Consider the following 20,197-nt stretch of genomic DNA (forward strand, 5'->3'; position numbering starts at 1 on the left):
ACTCAAGTATAACTACTATTGTAAGATGAGGAAGTGAGAGCTTGCTTTCACTTTCTATCACTCTATACATTACTAATTAAAAGCTCTTAAGGAGGATTTTAGAATGGCTAAAGAAAAATTCGACCGTTCCAAATCACATGCCAATATCGGTACAATTGGACACGTTGACCATGGTAAAACAACATTAACTGCTGCTATCTCAACAGTACTTCATAAGAAATCTGGTAAAGGTACAGCTATGGCGTACGATCAAATTGATGGTGCTCCAGAAGAACGTGAGCGCGGTATCACAATCTCTACTGCACACGTTGAGTACGAAACTGACACTCGTCACTATGCACACGTTGACTGCCCAGGACACGCTGACTATGTTAAAAACATGATCACTGGTGCTGCTCAAATGGACGGAGCTATCCTTGTAGTATCTGCTGCTGATGGCCCAATGCCACAAACTCGTGAGCACATCCTTCTTTCTAAAAACGTTGGTGTACCATACATCGTAGTATTCCTTAACAAATGCGACATGGTAGACGACGAAGAGCTTCTTGAGCTTGTTGAAATGGAAGTTCGCGATCTTCTTAGCGAATACGACTTCCCTGGTGATGATGTACCAGTTGTTAAAGGTTCTGCTCTTAAAGCTCTTGAAGGTGACGCTGAGTACGAAGAAAAAATTCTTGAACTTATGGCTGCAGTTGATGAGTACATCCCAACTCCAGAACGCGACACTGACAAACCATTCATGATGCCAGTTGAGGACGTATTCTCAATCACTGGTCGTGGTACAGTTGCTACTGGCCGTGTAGAACGCGGACAAGTTAAAGTCGGTGACGAAGTTGAAATCATCGGTCTTCAAGAAGAAAACAGCAAAACAACTGTTACAGGTGTTGAAATGTTCCGTAAGCTTCTTGACTACGCTGAAGCTGGAGACAACATCGGTGCACTTCTTCGCGGTGTAGCTCGTGAAGACATCCAACGTGGACAAGTACTTGCTAAACCAGGTACAATCACTCCACACAGCAAATTCAAAGCTGAAGTTTACGTTCTTTCTAAAGAAGAGGGTGGACGTCATACTCCATTCTTCTCTAACTACCGTCCTCAGTTCTACTTCCGTACAACTGACGTAACTGGTATCATCAATCTTCCAGAAGGCGTAGAAATGGTTATGCCTGGAGATAACACTGAAATGATCGTTGAACTTATCTCTACAATCGCTATCGAAGAAGGAACTCGTTTCTCTATTCGTGAAGGCGGACGTACAGTTGGTTCAGGCGTTGTTTCTACAATCACTGAGTAATCGACTCGTTCATTAATGCGGGGTCCCTTATGGGGCCTCGTTTTTTTGTTTCCCCGCTGATTACATGTATAATAGAACGTATACAAATTTTAGGAGCAGAGCGATGAACGATAACTTCAAGAAAACCAATCGTATTTCAATGCTTCAGCAATTGCTGATTAATGGCAGTGAACAAACCATTATGATTAATGGTGATGACAGGAGTAATCCGCTGCTTTTGTTTTTGCACGGTGGTCCCGGCACGCCTCAAATCGGCTATGCGAGGAAATACCAGAATAAGCTGGAAAAGCATTTCACCGTTGTGAACTGGGATCAGAGAGGGGCGGGTCTCTCTTATTCAAAGGAAATTCCGGGTTCATCTATGACTTTGGATCAGCTGACAGCCGATACCATTCATTTGACCGAACACTTATGCAAGCAATTCAGCAGGCAAAAAATATATATCGCCGGCTATTCGTGGGGTTCAGTTCTGGCGCTTCCTGTTCTTCAAGAAAGACCTGATTTGTATTATGCGTATATCGGTATCAGTCAGGTGGTTAATATTCAAAAGGAAGAAATGGAAGCTTACCGGCTGATGATGGAATGGAGCAGGCAACGCAAACATTTCCTGCTGGAAAAGACGCTGAGCTTTATCGGAGCGCCTCCATGGGAGAAACAGCTGCAGCGATCGTTATTTCTGCTATGTATCGAGATGAGGGGAGGGGGCTTTACCCATCATCCGATCGGTGCTCTTAAAGCAGGGGGGCGAATGCTGTTTGGTGAACCGTACGGTGTGAGAGGGAGCTTCTTAGCCGCGCGGGGACAAATGTTCAGCCTGAAACACCTGTGGGAGGATCTCATTTTCTTTGATGCCGGAGAATCAGTTTCTTCTATTATAATACCGTGCTGTTTTATGTCAGGGAGATACGATTTGACGGTCCCGGGAACGACGTCTTATGAATATTATCAGAAGGTTGATGCGCCGTATAAAGAATGGCATTGGTTTGAGAACTCAGCCCATTCGCCTCACCTGGAGGAACCGGATCGCTTTGCCGAAGTTGTCAGCCGGTTCGCATCGTTCCATCTCTGAAAGAAAACAGGCATATCCTTGATTAATCATGGTATCACCTGTATAATAATCAAAGTGTGAAAACCACAAGGTTCTTTAAATAAACCTTGCAACATGCGTCTATTTTCTGTATAATAGTGTATGTTGGTCTTTGACTGCGATGAAGTGAGAGGTTGCTGACACACCCGGCCGCTTTGCCATGGCAAGGTGATCAGGTTTTTCTCACGGAGAACTGTCTAACGTGATGTAGGCGAAAAGGAGGGAAAATAATGGCAAAACAAAAAATTCGTATTCGTTTAAAAGCATATGATCATAGAATCCTTGATCAATCTGCAGAGAAGATTGTTGAAACGGCAAAACGTTCTGGTGCCAGCGTATCTGGTCCGATTCCGTTGCCAACTGAAAAATCAGTTTACACAATCCTTCGTGCGGTGCACAAATACAAAGATTCTCGTGAGCAATTTGAAATGCGTACACATAAACGTTTAATCGACATTGTGAACCCAACACCACAAACTGTTGATGCTCTCATGCGATTAGACTTACCATCTGGTGTCGATATCGAAATCAAACTTTAATTCTAAAATATAGAATGATCTTAATAGGAGGTGTGACGAATGACCAAAGGAATCTTAGGAAGAAAAATTGGTATGACGCAAGTATTCGCAGAGAACGGTGATCTTATCCCGGTAACTGTTATTGAAGCAGCTCCAAACGTTGTTCTTCAAAAGAAAACAGCTGAAAACGATGGCTATGAAGCGATCCAGCTTGGTTTTGACGATAAGCGTGAAAAGCTTTCAAACAAACCGGAAAAAGGACACGTTGCAAAAGCGGAAACTGCTCCTAAGCGCTTCGTTAAAGAATTACGCGGCGTGGATATGGATGCGTATGAAATTGGTCAGGAAGTCAAGGTTGAAATTTTCTCTGCAGGAGAAATCGTAGATGTAACAGGAGTATCTAAAGGTAAAGGTTTCCAAGGTGCAATCAAGCGCCACGGACAATCTCGCGGACCTATGTCTCACGGTTCACGCTACCACCGTCGTCCTGGTTCAATGGGACCTGTAGATCCTAACCGTGTATTCAAAGGTAAACTATTACCTGGACGCATGGGCGGAGATCAAATCACTGTCCAAAACCTTGAAATCGTAAAAGTAGATGCTGAGCGCAATCTTCTTTTGATTAAAGGTAACGTACCTGGTGCGAGAAAAACTTTAATCACTGTTAAAAGTGCTGTTAAATCTAAATAAGTCTCTTAGGAAAGGAGGAAATTGATCATGCCAAAAGTAGCATTATACAACCAAAACGGTTCTACTGCTGGTGATATCGAATTAAACGCGTCTGTATTTGGAATTGAGCCAAATGAGAGCGTAGTATTCGACGCTATTCTTATGCAAAGAGCTTCCTTACGTCAAGGATCTCACAAAGTAAAAAATCGTTCTGAAGTACGCGGCGGAGGTCGCAAACCATGGCGTCAAAAAGGTACAGGTCGTGCCCGTCAAGGTTCAATCCGTTCACCGCAATGGCGCGGAGGTGGTGTCGTATTCGGCCCAACACCACGCAGCTATTCTTACAAATTACCTAAAAAAGTTCGCCGCTTGGCAATCAAATCAGTATTGTCTTCTAAAGTGAACGACAACAACATTATTGTTCTTGAAGATCTTACTCTTGATACGGTTAAAACAAAAGAAATGGCAGCTATCCTTAAAGGATTATCTGTTGAGAAAAAAGCTTTAATCGTAACTGCGGATGCAAACGAAGCAGTATCTCTTTCTGCACGCAACATCCCTGGAGTTACAGTTGTTCAAGCTAACGGAATCAACGTGTTAGACGTTGTCAACCACGAGAAGCTTCTGATTACAAAAGCTGCGGTTGAAAAAGTAGAGGAGGTGCTTGCATAATGAAAGATCCTCGTGATGTTCTTAAGCGCCCCGTCATTACTGAACGTTCTGCTGATTTAATGACTGAAAAAAAATATACTTTTGAAGTTGATGTAAGAGCTAACAAAACAGAAGTGAAAGATGCAGTTGAAAGTATCTTTGGAGTGAAAGTTGACAAAGTCAACATCATGAACTACAAAGGGAAATCAAAACGTGTCGGCCGCTACACTGGTATGACTAGCCGTCGCAGAAAAGCGATCGTAAAACTTACTGCAGACAGCAAAGAAATCGAAATTTTTGAAGCTTAATTATCTGTAAAAAGAAGGAGGGAAATTCAAAATGGCGATTAAAAAGTATAAACCGACCTCTAACGGACGTCGTGGCATGACAACTTCAGATTTTGCTGAAATCACGACTGACCAGCCGGAAAAATCCTTGCTTGCTCCCCTTCACAAAAAAGGCGGACGTAACAACCAAGGTAAATTGACTGTACGTCACCAAGGTGGCGGACACAAACGCCAATACCGTGTTATCGACTTTAAACGCGATAAAGATGGTATACCTGGACGCGTTGCTACAGTTGAGTACGATCCAAACCGTTCAGCTAACATTGCACTAATCAACTATGTAGACGGAGAAAAACGTTACATTCTTGCACCAAAAGGAATTCAAGTAGGTACTGAAATCATGTCCGGCCCTGAAGCTGACATCAAAGTAGGTAACGCACTTCCGCTTATCAACATCCCAGTTGGTACAGTTGTGCATAACATTGAATTAAAACCTGGTAAAGGCGGACAGCTTGTACGTTCAGCTGGTACATCTGCTCAGGTTCTTGGTAAAGAAGGCAAATACGTTCTTGTACGTCTTAACTCTGGTGAAGTTCGCATGATCCTTTCTGCTTGCCGCGCTTCTATCGGTCAAGTAGGTAACGAGCAGCACGAACTTATCAACGTTGGTAAAGCAGGACGCTCTCGCTGGAAAGGCATCCGCCCTACAGTCCGCGGTTCTGTAATGAACCCTAATGATCACCCACACGGTGGTGGTGAAGGTCGCGCGCCAATCGGACGTAAATCACCAATGTCTCCTTGGGGCAAACCGACTCTTGGATTCAAGACACGTAAGAAAAAGAACAAATCTGATAAATTTATCGTACGTCGTCGTAAAAATAAATAACGGGGTTGTCTACGGTTCATTTCGGACCGTAGTGCAATCACGAAGGGAGGTTCCAAAATGGCTCGCAGCTTGAAAAAAGGACCATTTGTCGATGGACACTTGATGACAAAAATCGAGAAATTAAATGAAACGGACAAGAAACAAGTTGTAAAAACTTGGTCTCGCCGTTCAACTATTTTCCCACAATTTATCGGTCACACTATCGCAGTATATGACGGACGTAAACACGTGCCTGTATTCATTTCTGAAGACATGGTAGGCCACAAGTTGGGCGAATTCGCACCGACTCGTACTTACAAAGGCCACGCCAGTGACGATAAAAAAACAAGACGCTAAGAGAGGAGGCTTTTAAATGCAAGCTAAAGCTGTTGCAAGAACAGTCCGTATTGCTCCTCGTAAAGCACGTCTAGTAATGGACCTGATTCGAGGTAAGCAAGTAGGCGAAGCAGTATCTATCCTGAACTTAACTCCGAGAGCTGCTTCTCCGATCATCGAAAAAGTTTTAAAATCTGCTATCGCAAATGCTGAGCACAACTACGAGATGGACGCTAACAATCTGGTTATTTCTCAGGCATTTGTTGACGAAGGCCCAACGTTAAAAAGATTCCGCCCGCGTGCTATGGGACGTGCGAGCCAAATCAACAAACGTACGAGCCACATTACAATCGTTGTATCAGAAAAGAAGGAGGGATAAGTAGTGGGTCAAAAGGTAAATCCAGTCGGTCTTCGTATCGGAGTCATTCGTGATTGGGAATCTAAGTGGTACGCTGGTAAAGATTACGCTGACTTCCTGCACGAAGATTTAAAAATTCGTGAATTCATTAGCAAACGCCTTTCTGACGCTTCTGTTTCTAAAGTAGAAATCGAGCGCGCAGCAAACCGCGTTAACATTACGATCCACACTGCTAAGCCTGGTATGGTAATCGGTAAAGGCGGATCTGAAGTTGAAGCACTTCGTAAAGCCCTTAACAGCCTTACTGGCAAGCGTGTACACATTAACATTCTTGAAATCAAAAGAGCAGATCTTGATGCTCAGCTTGTAGCTGACAACATCGCTCGTCAACTAGAAAACCGTATTTCTTTCCGCCGTGCGCAGAAACAACAAATCCAACGCACTATGCGTGCTGGAGCACAAGGTGTGAAAACAATGGTTTCCGGCCGTCTTGGCGGAGCTGACATTGCTCGTTCTGAATACTACAGTGAAGGAACTGTTCCATTGCACACTTTGCGTGCTGACATCGACTATGCAACATCTGAAGCTGACACAACTTACGGTAAGCTTGGTGTAAAAGTCTGGATCTATCGTGGAGAGGTTCTTCCTACTAAGAAGAAAACTGAGGAAGGAGGAAAATAATATGTTATTACCAAAACGCGTTAAATATCGCAGAGAGCATCGCGGAAAAATGCGCGGTCGCGCTAAAGGCGGTACTGAAGTACATTTTGGTGAGTACGGTATCCAGGCTCTTGAAGCTTCTTGGATCACGAACCGCCAAATCGAAGCTGCACGTATTGCGATGACTCGTTACATGAAACGTGGCGGTAAAGTTTGGATTAAAATTTTCCCTTCAAAACCTTACACTGCTAAACCGCTTGAGGTACGGATGGGTTCCGGTAAAGGGGCTCCTGAAGGCTGGGTAGCTGTTGTAAAACCGGGCAAAGTTTTATTTGAAATTTCTGGTGTGTCTGAAGAGGTAGCTCGTGAAGCTCTTCGCCTTGCATCTCACAAATTGCCAATTAAAACGAAGTTCGTAAAACGTGAAGAAATTGGTGGTGAATCAAATGAAAGCTAATGAAATTCGTGACCTTACCACTGCTGAAATTGAACAAAAAGTAAAGTCTCTTAAAGAAGAACTTTTCAATCTTCGCTTTCAATTAGCGACAGGACAACTTGAAAATACTGCTCGCATTCGTGAAGTGCGCAAAGCTATCGCGCGCATGAAAACTGTGATTCGTGAAAGAGAAATTGCTGCCAACAAATAATCACTGAGGGGAGGTCGTGAGCATGAGCGAACGTAACCAACGCAAAGTTTACCAAGGCCGTGTTGTTTCTGACAAAATGGATAAAACCATCACTGTTGTTGTTGAAACATACAAAAAGGATCCTATTTACGGTAAACGCGTAAAATACTCGAAGAAATTCAAAGCACATGATGAAAATAACCAAGCTAAAATCGGAGACATCGTAAAGATCATGGAAACTCGTCCATTATCTGCAACTAAGCGTTTTCGTCTAGTAGAAGTTGTCGAAGAAGCTGTTATTATCTAATAAAGTTCGGAATTCTTTTTCCGAAGGGAGGTAACAAATAATGATTCAACAAGAGACTCGTTTAAAAGTTGCTGACAACTCCGGTGCGCGTGAGGTACTTACTATTAAAGTTCTTGGCGGTTCTGGACGTAAAACGGCTAACATTGGTGATGTAATTGTTTGCACGGTTAAACAAGCAACACCAGGAGGCGTTGTCAAAAAAGGTGAAGTCGTAAGAGCTGTTATCGTTCGCACAAAAAGCGGAGCACGCAGAACTGACGGATCATACATCAGCTTCGATGAGAATGCATGTGTTATCATCCGTGACGACAAGAGCCCGCGTGGGACTCGTATCTTCGGACCGGTTGCCCGTGAATTACGTGAAAACAACTTCATGAAAATTGTTTCTCTGGCTCCAGAAGTTATCTAATGAAATAAATGCCTTACTCAAGGAGGTGCGATCAGGATGCATGTGAAAAAAGGCGATAAAGTAATGGTTATCTCTGGTAAAGATAAAGGCAAACAAGGTACAATCCTTGCTGCTTTCCCTAAAAAGGACCGCGTTCTAGTTGAGGGCGTAAACATGGTGAAGAAGCACTCTAAACCAACTCAAGCAAACCCTCAAGGCGGTATTTCTAATCAAGAGGCGCCAATTCATGTATCAAACGTTATGCCGCTCGATCCTAAAACAGGTGAAGTGACTCGCGTAGGATACAAAGTGGAAGATGGCAAAAAAGTTCGTGTTGCAAAAAAATCTGGGCAAGTCTTAGATAAATAGTATTTAAAGGAAGGGAGGTCTATCTCATGAACCGCCTTAAAGAAAAGTACAATAAAGAAATTTCACCTGCTTTAATGACGAAGTTCAACTACGACTCTGTTATGCAGGTGCCAAAAATCGAAAAAATCGTAATCAACATGGGTGTTGGTGATGCTGTTCAAAACGCGAAAGCAATCGACAGTGCTGTTGAAGAATTAACGTTTATCGCAGGTCAAAAACCTGTCGTTACTCGTGCGAAGAAATCAATTGCTGGATTCCGTCTTCGTGAGGGAATGCCTATCGGTGCGAAAGTAACTCTTCGCGGAGAGCGCATGTATGATTTCCTTGATAAACTTATTTCTGTATCTTTACCGCGTGTACGTGACTTCCGCGGGATTTCTAAGAAATCTTTCGACGGTCGCGGAAACTACACTCTTGGTATCAAAGAACAGTTAATCTTCCCTGAAATTGACTACGATAAAGTAACAAAGGTTCGCGGAATGGACATCGTTATCGTAACGACTGCTAACTCTGACGAAGAGGCTCGTGAGCTATTAACTCAAGTAGGTATGCCGTTCCAGAAATAATCAATGAAAGGGAGGCGAAATCGTGGCTAAAAAGTCAATGATTGCGAAACAACAACGTACACCAAAGTTTAAAGTGCAAGAGTACACTCGCTGTGAACGCTGCGGACGTCCGCACTCAGTCATTCGTAAATTTAAACTTTGCCGTATTTGTTTCCGTGAGCTTGCATATAAAGGACAAATTCCTGGCGTGAAAAAAGCCAGCTGGTAATCCCCAAGAATGGGAAGGAGGTAATTATATAATGGTTATGACAGATCCAATTGCAGATATGCTGACTCGTATTCGCAATGCAAACATGGTACGTCATGAGAAGCTTGAAATTCCTGCTTCTAAATTGAAAAGAGAAATTGCTGACATTTTAAAGCGTGAAGGTTTCATTCGTGACGTTGAGTTCGTAGAAGACAGCAAACAAGGTATCATCCGCGTTTTCTTGAAATACGGACAAAACAACGAGCGCGTTATCACTGGTCTTAAAAGAATCAGCAAACCAGGTTTGCGTGTATACGCTAAATCAAATGAAGTACCTCGCGTACTTAACGGTCTTGGAATCGCGATTATTTCTACATCACAAGGTGTTTTAACGGACAAAGAAGCCCGTGCAAAACAAGCTGGTGGAGAAGTTCTAGCATACGTTTGGTAAGAAGTTTAACAAGAATGGAGGTGTTTTAGTATGTCTCGTGTAGGAAAAAAACTGCTTGAGATCCCTTCTGGAGTTACAGTAACGCTGAACGAAGGCAACACTGTAGCTGTAAAAGGACCAAAAGGAGAATTAACTCGTACTTTCCATCCTGATATGGAAATCAAAATTGAGGACAACGTGCTTACAGTTACTCGTCCTTCTGATCACAAAGAGCACCGTGCGCTGCATGGTACGACTCGCAGTCTGCTTGGAAACATGGTTGAAGGCGTATCTAAAGGATTTGAAAGAGGTTTGGAATTAGTCGGTGTCGGTTATCGTGCGGCTAAATCCGGAAACAAACTTGTTTTAAACGTTGGATACTCTCACCCTGTTGAGATCGTTCCTGAAGAGGGCATCGAAATCGAAGTTCCTTCTCAAACTAAAGTAGTTGTAAAAGGTACAGACAAAGAGCGTGTAGGAGCTATCGCTGCTAACATCCGCGCTGTACGTTCTCCAGAGCCTTACAAAGGTAAAGGAATCCGCTACGAAGGTGAAGTTGTTCGCCGTAAAGAAGGTAAATCTGCTAAGTAAGACCGCTTAAAGTGAAGAAAGGAGTGACCTAAGGATGATTACGAAAACTAGCAAAAATGCTGCTCGTCAAAAAAGACATGCCCGTGTTCGTGCTAAACTTTCAGGCACAGCTGAAAGACCTCGTCTGAATGTGTTCCGTTCAAACAAACACATTTATGCTCAAATCATCGATGATGTAAATGGCGTTACACTTGCTAGTGCCTCTACTCTCGATAAAGATTTGAACGTGGAAAGCACTGGTGACAGCGCTGCTGCTGCTAAAGTCGGTGAACTCGTTGCGAAACGCGCTTCTGAGAAAGGTGTTTCTGACGTAGTATTTGACCGCGGCGGATACTTATACCATGGACGTGTAAAAGCTCTGGCCGATGCAGCTCGTGAAGCCGGACTGAAATTTTAATAAAAAAAGGAGGGACACATGATTATGCGTCGTATTGACCCAAGCAAATTAGAGTTAGAAGAACGCTTAGTTACGGTTAACCGCGTAGCGAAAGTTGTTAAAGGTGGTCGTCGTTTCCGTTTCGCAGCTCTAGTCGTTGTCGGTGACAAAAACGGTCACGTAGGTTTCGGTACTGGTAAAGCACAAGAAGTACCTGAAGCAATCCGCAAAGCTGTTGAAGATGCGAAAAAGAATTTGATTGAAGTACCAATGGTTGGAACTACGATTCCACACGAAATCATCGGACGTTTCGGTGCAGGCAATATCTTGTTGAAACCTGCTTCTGAAGGTACTGGAGTTATCGCTGGAGGCCCTGTACGTGCGGTACTTGAGCTTGCTGGCGTTGCTGATATCCTTTCTAAGTCTTTAGGTTCTAACACACCGATCAACATGATCCGTGCAACACTTCAAGGTTTAAGTGAGCTTAAACGTGCCGAAGAGGTTGCGAAGCTTCGTGGAAAATCTGTAGAAGAACTGTTAGGATAAGGAGGGAACATTAATGGCTAAATTAGAAATTACCCTCAAACGCAGTGTAATCGGTCGCCCGGAAGATCAGCGCGTTACTGTAAGAACACTTGGTTTAAAGAAAACAAACCAAACTGTCGTTCATGAAGATAACGCTGCGATCCGCGGTATGATTAATAAAGTATCTCATCTAGTTTCTGTTAAAGAACAATAAAAATAAATTATAGGCTAAGGAGGTGTCCTAATGAAACTTCATGAATTAAAGCCTTCAGAAGGTTCACGTAAAGTACGCAATCGCGTAGGTCGTGGTATTGGTTCTGGTAACGGTAAAACAGCTGGTAAAGGTCACAAAGGTCAAAACGCTCGTTCTGGCGGCGGTGTACGCCCTGGATTCGAGGGGGGACAAATGCCTTTATTCCAACGTCTTCCTAAACGCGGTTTTACAAACATCAACCGTAAGGAATACGCTATTGTGAACGTAGACAAATTGAACGGTTTTGCGGAAGGAACGGAAGTCACTCCTGAACTTCTTCTTGAGACTGGTGTTATTAGCAAACTTAATGCAGGAGTAAAGATTCTTGGCAACGGTAAATTAGAGAAAAAATTAACTGTAAAAGCCAATAAATTCTCTGCTTCTGCGAAAGAAGCTGTTGAAGCTGCTGGCGGTACAGCTGAGGTGATCTAACTTGTTTAAGACAATCTCCAACTTTATGCGTGTGAGTGATATTCGGAATAAAATCATTTTTACATTACTCATGCTTATCGTCTTTCGCATAGGTGCGTTTATCCCTGTGCCATATGTAAATGCTCAGGCGTTGCAGACACAAAGTTCGATGGGGGTTTTTGATCTCCTTAATACATTTGGCGGCGGTGCGCTTTATCAGTTCTCCATTTTTGCGATGGGAATTACGCCTTACATCACTGCTTCAATCATCATTCAGCTGCTTCAGATGGATGTTGTGCCGAAGTTTACCGAGTGGTCTAAGCAAGGTGAGGTCGGCCGCCGTAAATTAGCTCAGTTCACGAGATATTTTACGATTGTGCTTGGTTTTATCCAGGCATTAGGTATGTCTTACGGGTTTAACAACCTGGCAAACGGTATGCTGATTGAGAAATCCGGCATATCGACATATCTGATTATTGCTTTAGTACTCACTGGAGGAACTGCTTTTTTAATGTGGCTGGGAGAACAAATTACTTCCAATGGAGTAGGTAACGGAATTTCGATCATCATCTTCGCGGGGATTGTGGCTAGTATTCCGAAAACTGTTGGGCAGATTTATGAGACTCAATTTGTCGGCAGCAGCGATCAGCTGTTTATTCATATTGTAAAAATCGCTTTACTGGTGATTGCGATTTTGGCCGTTATTGTTGGTGTTATTTTCATTCAGCAGGCCGTACGCAAAATCGCGATTCAATATGCAAAAGGGCAAGGTCGTTCACCTGTTGGCGGAGGCCAGTCAACTCACCTTCCGCTTAAAGTGAATCCTGCAGGGGTTATTCCGGTAATCTTTGCGGTTGCGTTTCTTATTACGCCGCGTACTATCGCGTCATTTTTCGGAGAAAACAATGTGACAAAGTGGATTCAAGCCAACTTTGACAATACACATCCGGTGGGCATGGCGGTTTATGTCGCATTAATTATCGCCTTTACGTACTTCTATGCTTTTGTGCAGGTAAACCCTGAACAAATGGCTGATAACCTTAAAAAACAGGGTGGCTATATCCCGGGGGTTCGTCCAGGGAAAATGACTCAAGATAGAATTACGAGCATTTTGTATCGACTTACGTTTGTGGGTTCTATATTCTTAGCCGTGATTTCCATTCTTCCTATCTTTTTCATTCAATTCGCTGGATTGCCTCAAAGTGCACAGATTGGCGGAACATCATTGTTAATTGTCGTCGGGGTAGCCTTGGAGACAATGAAGCAGCTGGAGAGCCAGTTAGTGAAACGTAATTACCGAGGATTTATGAAAAATTAGAGGACTGGTTTTAACCATTCCTCTAAATAAGAGAGGACGGGGGAAATCCGAATGAACTTAGTCTTAATGGGACTTCCTGGAGCCGGTAAAGGCACACAGGGAGAACGAATTGTTGAGGATTATGGGATACCTCATATCTCAACGGGAGATATGTTCCGTGCTGCTATGAAAGAAGAAACACCACTCGGACTCGAAGCAAAGTCTTATATTGATAAAGGCGAGCTCGTACCGGACGAAGTCACAATCGGCATTGTCAAAGAAAGACTCGGCAAAGATGATTGTGAAAGAGGTTTTCTTCTGGACGGATTTCCGCGAACAGTCGCTCAGGCTGAAGCTCTTGAAAACATTCTTGAGGAATACGGCAAGCCGATTGATTATGTCATTAACATTAAAGTAGACAAAGACTCTTTAATGGAACGTTTGACTGGACGCAGAATTTGCAGTGTTTGCGGCACAACCTATCATTTGGTTTTCAATCCGCCGAAAACGCCGGGTGTTTGTGATAAAGACGGAGGAGACCTTTATCAACGGGCAGATGATAATGAGGAAACCGTCTCAAAACGGCTTGAGGTCAACATGAAGCAGACTCAGCCTTTACTCGATTTTTATTCTGAGAAAGGGTATCTTGTCAACGTCAATGGCCAGCAGGACATTAACGACGTGTACAAAGATGTGAAAGAGCTTCTTGGAGGATTGAGCAAATGATTATCTGTAAGACCCCTCGTGAGCTTGGCATCATGCGGGAAGCAGGGCGAATCGTGGCTTTGACTCATGAAGAGATGAAAAAGCACATTAAACCAGGAATCTCGACAAAAGAATTGGATCAAATTGCCGAACGTTTTATTGAGAAGCAGGGTGCAATCCCATCTTTTAAGGGGTATAATGGGTTTCGCGGGAGCATCTGTGTATCAGTTAATGAAGAACTCGTTCACGGAATACCCGGTAAAAGGGTTTTGCGTGACGGTGACATTATCAGCATTGATATCGGTGCTAAATTAAATGGTTATCATGGTGACTCTGCTTGGACATATCCGGTAGGAAACATCAGTGATGATGATAAACGACTGCTGGAAGTGACAGAGGAGTCTTTATATAAAGGCTTGAAGGAAGCAAAACCAGGTGAACGTTTGTCGAATATTTCCCACGCAATACAAACGTATGTCGAAAATGAGCAGTTTTCAGTTGTTAGGGAGTATGTCGGACATGGTGTTGGTCAAGACTTGCATGAGGATCCGCAAATTCCTCATTACGGTCCGCCAAACAAAGGACCTAGGCTGAAGCCTGGTATGGTTCTCGCTATAGAACCGATGGTTAACGCTGGCAGCCGGTATGTGAAAACATTGGCTGACAACTGGACGGTTGTAACGGTAGATGGGAAAAAGTGTGCTCATTTTGAACATACGATTGCGATTACGGAAACGGGTTTTGATATACTGACAAAAGTCTAGATGATGAAATGAATTCCTTGACATATGTTTTTCATTCCGCACCTGGGCAGATTGTAGGTTTACAATTGGTCGGAAGAAAAACCGGCTAGCTGCTGTCATCGGAATGAAGATTCATCATCGTGTACTAAAGCAGACGGAGAAAAGCGTACATTTCATTCTCCTTAGAAAAAGAATATCAATCATTCACCCTTTATGATTGCGTATCTCCGGAAGTTCAGAACAGTATAAACGAAACAGGGCGTGTGACAAACGGATAACTGAGATTTTCTCTTTTGAAATTTGTCAGAGAGCAAGTTACTGATTTGAAGAAGGGAGAACACTTGAATGGCGAAAGACGATGTAATTGAAGTGGAAGGTACGATTGTCGAAACACTGCCAAACGCGATGTTCAAAGTTGAACTCGAAAATGGCCATACGGTTTTGGCTCACGTATCTGGTAAAATCCGCATGCACTTCATTCGCATTTTACCTGGAGACAAAGTTACGGTAGAATTATCTCCATATGACTTAACTCGTGGCAGGATTACGTACCGTTACAAATAAAGCACTCCGGAAACTGAAGGAGGTTGGAAACACATGAAAGTGAGACCATCAGTTAAACCAATCTGCGAAAAATGTAAAGTTATTCGCAGAAAAGGAAAAGTAATGGTGATCTGTGAAAATCCAAAGCATAAACAAAAACAAGGATAATTAATAAGGAGGTGCCCAGAGAATGGCTCGTATTGCTGGTGTAGATATCCCACGTGACAAACGTGTTGTTATTTCTTTAACATATGTCTTCGGAATTGGCCGCACAACGGCTCAGCAAGTCTTGAAAGAGGCTGGTGTTTCTGAAGATACTCGTGTGCGTGATCTTACTGAAGAAGAACTTGGTAAAATCCGTGATGTTATTGACAAACTGAAAGTAGAAGGTGACCTTCGCCGTGAAGTTTCTCTTAACATCAAGCGTCTGATCGAAATCGGAAGCTACCGCGGAATCCGCCATCGCAGAGGTTTGCCTGTTCGCGGACAAAACTCTAAAAACAATGCGCGTACTCGTAAAGGTCCGCGTCGTACTGTAGCTAACAAGAAAAAATAAGTAAGGGAGGTACCTAAACAATGGCTGCTGCTCGTAAACAAAACACGCGTAAACGTCGCGTGAAAAAGAATATTGAGTCAGGAATCGCTCATATTCGTTCAACTTTCAACAACACGATCGTTACGATCACTGATACTCATGGTAATGCTATTTCTTGGTCAAGTGCCGGAGCTCTAGGATTCAGAGGTTCTCGTAAATCTACTCCTTTTGCTGCGCAAATGGCTGCTGAAACAGCTGCTAAAGGTTCAATCGAACACGGACTTAAAACTCTTGAAGTAACTGTTAAAGGACCAGGTTCTGGCCGTGAAGCTGCAATCCGTGCTTTACAAGCTGCCGGGCTTGAAGTTACAGCTATCAGAGACGTAACTCCTGTTCCTCATAATGGATGCCGTCCACCAAAACGTCGCCGCGTGTAATTTGTTTGTATAGATTTTGTGTCCCTGTCAATAATGGGTTATGATACAGTTATTTATGAAACGAATGCACCGACTCGTTGCCTGAGCACATACGGGACTAAACAATGGGGAATTTCGGATGGAATCTCATATGATTCTATTCGAGGTTTCGACGTTTTGAAGGAGGGTTTTAAGTAATGATCGAGATTGAAAAACCAAAAATCGAAACGGTTGAAATCAGCGACGATGCCAAATTTGGTAAGTTTGTCGTAGAGCCGCTTGAGCGTGGATATGGTACAACTCTGGGTAACTCCTTACGTCGTATCCTCTTATCCTCACTCCCTGGTGCCGCTGTAACATCGATCCAGATAGATGGTGTACTGCACGAATTCTCGACAATCGAAGGCGTTGTGGAAGATGTTACAACGATAATCTTGCACATTAAAAAGCTTGCATTGAAAATCTACTCTGATGAAGAGAAGACGCTTGAAATTGATGTACAGGGCGAAGGAACTGTCACAGCAGCTGATATTACACACGACAGCGATGTTGAAATCCTTAATCCGGATCTTCATATCGCGACTCTTGGTGAGAATGCGAGTTTCCGAGTTCGCCTTACTGCACAAAGAGGACGTGGGTATACACCTGCTGATTCGAACAAAAGAGACGATCAGCCAATCGGCGTGATTCCGATCGATTCAATCTTTACGCCAGTTTCTCGTTTATCTTATCAGGTAGAAAACACTCGTGTAGGCCAGGTTGCAAACTATGACAAACTTACACTTGATGTTTGGACTGACGGAAGCACTGGACCGAAGGAAGCAATTGCGCTCGGTTCAAAGATTTTAACTGAACACCTTAATATATTCGTCGGTTTAACTGACGAAGCTCAGCATGCTGAAATCATGGTTGAAAAAGAAGAGGACCAAAAAGAAAAAGTTCTTGAAATGACGATTGAGGAACTTGACCTTTCTGTCCGTTCTTACAACTGCTTGAAGCGTGCGGGCATTAACACGGTTCAAGAACTTGCGAACAAGACGGAAGAAGATATGATGAAAGTTCGCAATCTGGGACGCAAATCACTTGAAGAAGTGAAAGCGAAACTTGAAGAACTTGGACTCGGCCTTCGCAAAGACGATTGATCTAGTTTCCATGTGAACTAGGATTTTCGTGTGTTTTTTATTTAGAAACAGCATTCCATTAAAGGAGGGGACATCACATGTCATACAGAAAACTAGGACGTACGAGTTCACAGCGTAAAGCTATGCTTCGTGATCTTACAACAGATTTGATCATCAACGAAAGAATTGAAACAACTGAAACACGTGCGAAAGAACTTCGCTCTGTTGTTGAAAAGATGATCACTCTTGGTAAGCGCGGTGACTTGCATGCTCGTCGTCAAGCTGCTGCATACATTCGCAACGAGGTTGCTAATGAAGAAAATAACCAAGATGCACTTCAAAAATTGTTCTCTGACATTGCAACTCGTTACGAGGAGCGCCAAGGCGGATACACACGTATTATGAAGCTTGGTCCTCGCCGTGGTGACGGTGCACCAATGGCAATCATCGAATTGGTTTAATCACATATTTTTGTGTATCTAAAGAAGGGCGGGACAGTTTCTAACTGGATCTATGCCCTTTTTTTAGATATCAGAACTTTTTATCATGAGACAGACAAGCAGAGCTATAGCTGAGAGGAGGCCAGGCGCCCATGGATCAAAAGCAGCTTATATCCGTAAAAGACATTCTATTCCGATACCGCAAAGATGCGGAAAGACCAGCGCTGGACGGTGTGAGTCTGGAGGTATACGAAGGAGAATGGCTTGCTATCGTAGGCCACAACGGTTCAGGGAAGTCGACTTTGGCCAGAGCGCTGAACGGGCTGATTTTGCCCGAGGCCGGAGAAATTGAAGTCGGCGGCATCAAACTGACTGAGGATACCGTGTGGGATGTGCGAAAAAAAATAGGGATGGTCTTTCAGAATCCCGATAACCAATTTGTCGGAACGACTGTTCGCGATGATGTGGCTTTTGGTTTAGAAAACAATGGTGTTCCGCGCGAAGAAATGATTGAGAGAGTAGATTGGGCTGTCACACAAGTCAATATGCAGGATTTTCTTGATCAAGAGCCGCACCATCTCTCCGGAGGTCAAAAACAAAGAGTGGCGATCGCGGGAATTATTGCCGCGCGTCCTGATATTATGATTTTGGATGAAGCGACATCCATGCTTGACCCGATTGGGAGAGAAGAAGTCCTTGATACTGTCAGACGCTTAAAAGATCAGGGCATGGCCACCGTCATTTCGATAACACATGATCTGGAAGAAGCCGCAAGGGCGGACAGGATCATTGTGATGAACGGCGGCAGGAAATATGCAGAGGGCACGCCTGAAGAGATTTTTAAATTAAACGAAGACTTGGTTCGCATCGGTCTTGATTTGCCTTTCTCATTCCAGCTCAGCCTGCTTTTGAAAGAAAGCGGACTGGCGTTAACGAAAAACCATCTGACTCAGGAAGGGCTGGTGAATGAGCTGTGGACATTAAAATCAAAGATGTAGAACACCGCTATCAAATGAAGACACCGTTTGAACGGCTTGCTCTGTATGATATCAATGCCGTAATAAAAGAGGGCAGCTACGTTGCCGTCATCGGGCATACAGGGTCGGGCAAATCGACGCTCCTGCAGCATTTAAACGGTTTGCTGAAACCGACTAAAGGACAGCTTGAACTCGGGAGCACGATTCTGGCAGCCGGTAAAAAGAATAAAGACCTTAAGACTTTACGAAAAAAAGTCGGAATCGTTTTCCAATTTCCCGAACATCAGCTGTTTGAAGAGACTGTGCTGAAGGACATCGCATTCGGACCGATGAATTTCGGTGTAAAAAAAGAAGACGCTGAACGGAAAGCAAAAGAAATGCTGGGGCTTGTAGGCCTTCCGGAAGACATTTTGGATCGTTCACCATTTGAGCTCAGCGGCGGCCAGATGCGCAGAGTGGCGATTGCGGGCGTTCTCGCGATGGAGCCGGAAGTGCTGGTTTTGGATGAACCGACGGCCGGTCTTGATCCGAGAGGGCGCCAGGACATTATGGACATGTTCTATGCGCTTCATCAGCGGGGAAACCTGACTACCGTTCTCGTCACCCACAGTATGGAGGACGCCGCCCGTTATGCCGACGAGATGATCGTCATGCACAAAGGAACCATTAAAGCGACGGGGAGTCCGCGTGACTTGTTTGTAAAAGGTGAAGAGATGTCCGAAATGGGCCTGGACCTTCCTGAATCAGTGAAGTTTCAGAGACGGCTTGAGAAGGCTCTCGGCGTCAAGTATGAGAAACCCATGCTGACCCTGCAGGATGCCGCCAGTGAAATTAAGGCTTTCTTTCAGGAGGAAAAGGACCAATGATGGACAGCATGATTATCGGAAAGTATGTTCCCGGATCATCGCTTATTCACCGATTGGACCCGCGAACAAAACTTGTCAGCATCTTTCTTTTTGTATGTATTGTTTTTTTGGCAAACAACGTACAGACGTACGCTTTGCTCGGTTTGTTTACATTCGGGGTGATTGCCTTAACGCGCGTGCCGTTCAGCTTTTTGCTGAAGGGGCTTAAGCCGATTATCTGGATTGTGGCGTTTACCTTTTTATTACACATTTTCATGACGCATGAAGGATCTGTCATTTTTCAGCTTGGCTGGTTTAAAGTGTATGAGGGCGGCCTTATACAGGGGATTTTTATCTCCCTCCGTTTCGTTTACCTTATCTTTATGACGACGCTGCTGACGCTGACAACAACGCCGATTGAAATAACAGATGGAATGGAGCAGCTGCTGAATCCTTTTAAAAAGGTGAAGCTGCCCGTACACGAACTCGCATTGATGATGTCGATATCATTGCGATTTATCCCGACATTGATGGAAGAGACAGATAAAATCATGAAGGCGCAAATGGCGAGGGGTGCGGACTTTACAAGCGGCCCGGTGAAAGACAGAATCAAAGCGGTTGTTCCGCTGCTTGTTCCGCTGTTTGTCAGCGCCTTTAAACGCGCAGAAGAGCTCGCGGTCGCCATGGAGGCGAGAGGCTACCAGGGCGGTGAGGGGAGAACGAAATACAGAAAGCTCGTCTGGACCGGAAAGGATACCGGAGCTATTCTGCTCATCATCGTATTAGCCGTGTTATTGTTTTTCTTAAGAAGTTAGAGGTGC

General features: G+C 43.9%; 35 protein-coding genes and 1 pseudogene. All 36 read left to right on the top strand.

The genetic code is table 11. The features are described from left to right. Positions 1-103 precede the first annotated feature (103 nt). The 36 genes and pseudogenes from tuf to BXO87_RS19810 all read left to right on the top strand — a co-directional run bounded on the left by tuf (position 104) and on the right by BXO87_RS19810 (position 20,191). Positions 104-1,294, top strand: a complete 1,191-nt coding sequence (gene tuf, locus BXO87_RS19635; protein WP_007410400.1) for an elongation factor Tu — start codon at positions 104-106, stop codon at positions 1,292-1,294. A gap of 103 nt (positions 1,295-1,397) precedes the next feature. Further along, on the top strand, positions 1,398-2,363 hold the full coding sequence (locus BXO87_RS19640) for an alpha/beta fold hydrolase (RefSeq protein WP_038456726.1): 966 nt from the start codon (positions 1,398-1,400) through the stop codon (positions 2,361-2,363). Positions 2,364-2,611: 248 nt separating this feature from the next. After that, positions 2,612-2,920: a 30S ribosomal protein S10 gene (gene rpsJ, locus BXO87_RS19645; protein ID WP_003156464.1), complete on the top strand. Its 309-nt coding sequence runs from the start codon at positions 2,612-2,614 to the stop codon at positions 2,918-2,920. Positions 2,921-2,959: 39 nt separating this feature from the next. Further along, positions 2,960-3,589: a 50S ribosomal protein L3 gene (gene rplC, locus BXO87_RS19650; protein WP_007410402.1), complete on the top strand. Its 630-nt coding sequence runs from the start codon at positions 2,960-2,962 to the stop codon at positions 3,587-3,589. A 27-nt stretch (positions 3,590-3,616) separates the two neighbouring features. After that, positions 3,617-4,240 carry a 50S ribosomal protein L4 gene (gene rplD / locus BXO87_RS19655; protein WP_007615239.1) on the top strand — a complete coding sequence of 208 codons (624 nt, stop codon included), beginning with the start codon at positions 3,617-3,619 and terminating at the stop codon, positions 4,238-4,240. Next, positions 4,240-4,527 carry a 50S ribosomal protein L23 gene (gene rplW / locus BXO87_RS19660; RefSeq protein ID WP_003156467.1) on the top strand — a complete coding sequence of 96 codons (288 nt, stop codon included), beginning with the start codon at positions 4,240-4,242 and terminating at the stop codon, positions 4,525-4,527. The genes rplD and rplW overlap by 1 nt, the downstream gene beginning before the upstream one ends. A 31-nt stretch (positions 4,528-4,558) precedes the next feature. Further along, positions 4,559-5,392: a 50S ribosomal protein L2 gene (gene rplB / locus BXO87_RS19665; RefSeq protein WP_003156470.1), complete on the top strand. Its 834-nt coding sequence runs from the start codon at positions 4,559-4,561 to the stop codon at positions 5,390-5,392. A gap of 57 nt (positions 5,393-5,449) precedes the next feature. Beyond that, positions 5,450-5,728 (top strand): 30S ribosomal protein S19, encoded by a 279-nt coding sequence (gene rpsS, locus BXO87_RS19670; protein WP_003156472.1) that lies wholly within the window; start codon positions 5,450-5,452, stop codon positions 5,726-5,728. A 16-nt stretch (positions 5,729-5,744) separates the two neighbouring features. Continuing rightward, a complete protein-coding gene (gene rplV, locus BXO87_RS19675; protein WP_003156475.1) occupies positions 5,745-6,086 on the top strand; it encodes a 50S ribosomal protein L22 in 342 nt (113 codons plus the stop codon). A gap of 3 nt (positions 6,087-6,089) precedes the next feature. Continuing rightward, positions 6,090-6,746 (top strand): 30S ribosomal protein S3, encoded by a 657-nt coding sequence (rpsC, locus tag BXO87_RS19680; RefSeq protein WP_003156476.1) that lies wholly within the window; start codon positions 6,090-6,092, stop codon positions 6,744-6,746. Position 6,747: 1 nt separating this feature from the next. Beyond that, a complete protein-coding gene (gene rplP / locus BXO87_RS19685; RefSeq protein ID WP_003156478.1) occupies positions 6,748-7,182 on the top strand; it encodes a 50S ribosomal protein L16 in 435 nt (144 codons plus the stop codon). After that, entirely contained in the window at positions 7,172-7,372 is a 201-nt protein-coding gene (gene rpmC, locus BXO87_RS19690) for a 50S ribosomal protein L29 (RefSeq protein ID WP_003156482.1), read from the top strand. Before rplP ends, rpmC begins: the two co-directional genes overlap by 11 nt. A gap of 22 nt (positions 7,373-7,394) precedes the next feature. Continuing rightward, a complete protein-coding gene (gene rpsQ, locus BXO87_RS19695; protein WP_003156484.1) occupies positions 7,395-7,658 on the top strand; it encodes a 30S ribosomal protein S17 in 264 nt (87 codons plus the stop codon). Positions 7,659-7,698: 40 nt separating this feature from the next. Then, complete coding sequence (gene rplN / locus BXO87_RS19700) at positions 7,699-8,067, top strand: 50S ribosomal protein L14 (protein WP_007410404.1); 369 nt, start codon at positions 7,699-7,701, stop codon at positions 8,065-8,067. A 36-nt stretch (positions 8,068-8,103) separates the two neighbouring features. After that, positions 8,104-8,415: a 50S ribosomal protein L24 gene (gene rplX, locus BXO87_RS19705; protein WP_003156486.1), complete on the top strand. Its 312-nt coding sequence runs from the start codon at positions 8,104-8,106 to the stop codon at positions 8,413-8,415. Positions 8,416-8,441: 26 nt separating this feature from the next. Beyond that, entirely contained in the window at positions 8,442-8,981 is a 540-nt protein-coding gene (gene rplE / locus BXO87_RS19710; RefSeq protein ID WP_003156487.1) for a 50S ribosomal protein L5, read from the top strand. Positions 8,982-9,003: 22 nt separating this feature from the next. Continuing rightward, positions 9,004-9,189 (top strand): 30S ribosomal protein S14, encoded by a 186-nt coding sequence (rpsN, locus tag BXO87_RS19715; protein WP_003156488.1) that lies wholly within the window; start codon positions 9,004-9,006, stop codon positions 9,187-9,189. 31 nt (positions 9,190-9,220) lie between these two features. Then, positions 9,221-9,619, top strand: a complete 399-nt coding sequence (gene rpsH / locus BXO87_RS19720; protein WP_003156489.1) for a 30S ribosomal protein S8 — start codon at positions 9,221-9,223, stop codon at positions 9,617-9,619. A gap of 30 nt (positions 9,620-9,649) precedes the next feature. Then, positions 9,650-10,189 (top strand): 50S ribosomal protein L6, encoded by a 540-nt coding sequence (gene rplF, locus BXO87_RS19725; RefSeq protein WP_003156490.1) that lies wholly within the window; start codon positions 9,650-9,652, stop codon positions 10,187-10,189. A 34-nt stretch (positions 10,190-10,223) separates the two neighbouring features. Beyond that, complete coding sequence (gene rplR, locus BXO87_RS19730; protein WP_003156492.1) at positions 10,224-10,586, top strand: 50S ribosomal protein L18; 363 nt, start codon at positions 10,224-10,226, stop codon at positions 10,584-10,586. A 24-nt stretch (positions 10,587-10,610) separates the two neighbouring features. Further along, positions 10,611-11,111, top strand: a complete 501-nt coding sequence (gene rpsE / locus BXO87_RS19735; protein ID WP_003156493.1) for a 30S ribosomal protein S5 — start codon at positions 10,611-10,613, stop codon at positions 11,109-11,111. Positions 11,112-11,124: 13 nt separating this feature from the next. Further along, entirely contained in the window at positions 11,125-11,304 is a 180-nt protein-coding gene (rpmD, locus tag BXO87_RS19740; protein WP_003156497.1) for a 50S ribosomal protein L30, read from the top strand. Between the two features lie 30 nt (positions 11,305-11,334). After that, a complete protein-coding gene (rplO, locus tag BXO87_RS19745) occupies positions 11,335-11,775 on the top strand; it encodes a 50S ribosomal protein L15 (RefSeq protein WP_003156499.1) in 441 nt (146 codons plus the stop codon). Between the two features lies 1 nt (position 11,776). Continuing rightward, positions 11,777-13,072, top strand: coding sequence for a preprotein translocase subunit SecY (secY, locus tag BXO87_RS19750; protein WP_007615246.1), 1,296 nt, complete (start codon positions 11,777-11,779; stop codon positions 13,070-13,072). Between the two features lie 51 nt (positions 13,073-13,123). Then, positions 13,124-13,777, top strand: a complete 654-nt coding sequence (locus tag BXO87_RS19755; RefSeq protein WP_007410407.1) for an adenylate kinase — start codon at positions 13,124-13,126, stop codon at positions 13,775-13,777. Further along, the gene (gene map / locus BXO87_RS19760; RefSeq protein WP_007410408.1) at positions 13,774-14,520 is read left to right on the top strand and encodes a type I methionyl aminopeptidase; all 747 of its coding nucleotides are present in this window, start codon (positions 13,774-13,776) and stop codon (positions 14,518-14,520) included. Before BXO87_RS19755 ends, map begins: the two co-directional genes overlap by 4 nt. A 22-nt stretch (positions 14,521-14,542) precedes the next feature. Then, a pseudogene (locus tag BXO87_RS21120) lies at positions 14,543-14,867 on the top strand (KOW domain-containing RNA-binding protein). Beyond that, a complete protein-coding gene (infA, locus tag BXO87_RS19770; protein ID WP_003156508.1) occupies positions 14,845-15,063 on the top strand; it encodes a translation initiation factor IF-1 in 219 nt (72 codons plus the stop codon). The pseudogene BXO87_RS21120 and the gene infA overlap by 23 nt, the downstream one beginning before the upstream one ends. Before the next feature lie 33 nt (positions 15,064-15,096). Further along, the gene (rpmJ, locus tag BXO87_RS19775) at positions 15,097-15,210 is read left to right on the top strand and encodes a 50S ribosomal protein L36 (protein WP_003156543.1); all 114 of its coding nucleotides are present in this window, start codon (positions 15,097-15,099) and stop codon (positions 15,208-15,210) included. Between the two features lie 22 nt (positions 15,211-15,232). Further along, complete coding sequence (gene rpsM / locus BXO87_RS19780; RefSeq protein ID WP_003156545.1) at positions 15,233-15,598, top strand: 30S ribosomal protein S13; 366 nt, start codon at positions 15,233-15,235, stop codon at positions 15,596-15,598. 20 nt (positions 15,599-15,618) lie between these two features. After that, entirely contained in the window at positions 15,619-16,014 is a 396-nt protein-coding gene (gene rpsK / locus BXO87_RS19785) for a 30S ribosomal protein S11 (protein ID WP_003156547.1), read from the top strand. 176 nt (positions 16,015-16,190) lie between these two features. Next, positions 16,191-17,135, top strand: coding sequence for a DNA-directed RNA polymerase subunit alpha (locus BXO87_RS19790; protein WP_003156549.1), 945 nt, complete (start codon positions 16,191-16,193; stop codon positions 17,133-17,135). 77 nt (positions 17,136-17,212) lie between these two features. Next, positions 17,213-17,575 carry a 50S ribosomal protein L17 gene (gene rplQ / locus BXO87_RS19795; RefSeq protein WP_003156550.1) on the top strand — a complete coding sequence of 121 codons (363 nt, stop codon included), beginning with the start codon at positions 17,213-17,215 and terminating at the stop codon, positions 17,573-17,575. Positions 17,576-17,706: 131 nt separating this feature from the next. After that, complete coding sequence (locus BXO87_RS19800) at positions 17,707-18,552, top strand: energy-coupling factor ABC transporter ATP-binding protein (RefSeq protein ID WP_007615256.1); 846 nt, start codon at positions 17,707-17,709, stop codon at positions 18,550-18,552. Beyond that, positions 18,528-19,397 (top strand): energy-coupling factor ABC transporter ATP-binding protein, encoded by an 870-nt coding sequence (locus tag BXO87_RS19805; protein ID WP_007615263.1) that lies wholly within the window; start codon positions 18,528-18,530, stop codon positions 19,395-19,397. The genes BXO87_RS19800 and BXO87_RS19805 overlap by 25 nt, the downstream gene beginning before the upstream one ends. Further along, the gene (locus BXO87_RS19810; protein WP_014304219.1) at positions 19,394-20,191 is read left to right on the top strand and encodes an energy-coupling factor transporter transmembrane component T family protein; all 798 of its coding nucleotides are present in this window, start codon (positions 19,394-19,396) and stop codon (positions 20,189-20,191) included. Before BXO87_RS19805 ends, BXO87_RS19810 begins: the two co-directional genes overlap by 4 nt. Positions 20,192-20,197 lie beyond the last annotated feature (6 nt).

The sequence above is a fragment of the Bacillus sp. GZB genome (genome assembly GCF_001975995.1).
Lineage (GTDB): Bacteria > Bacillota > Bacilli > Bacillales > Bacillaceae > Bacillus > Bacillus velezensis.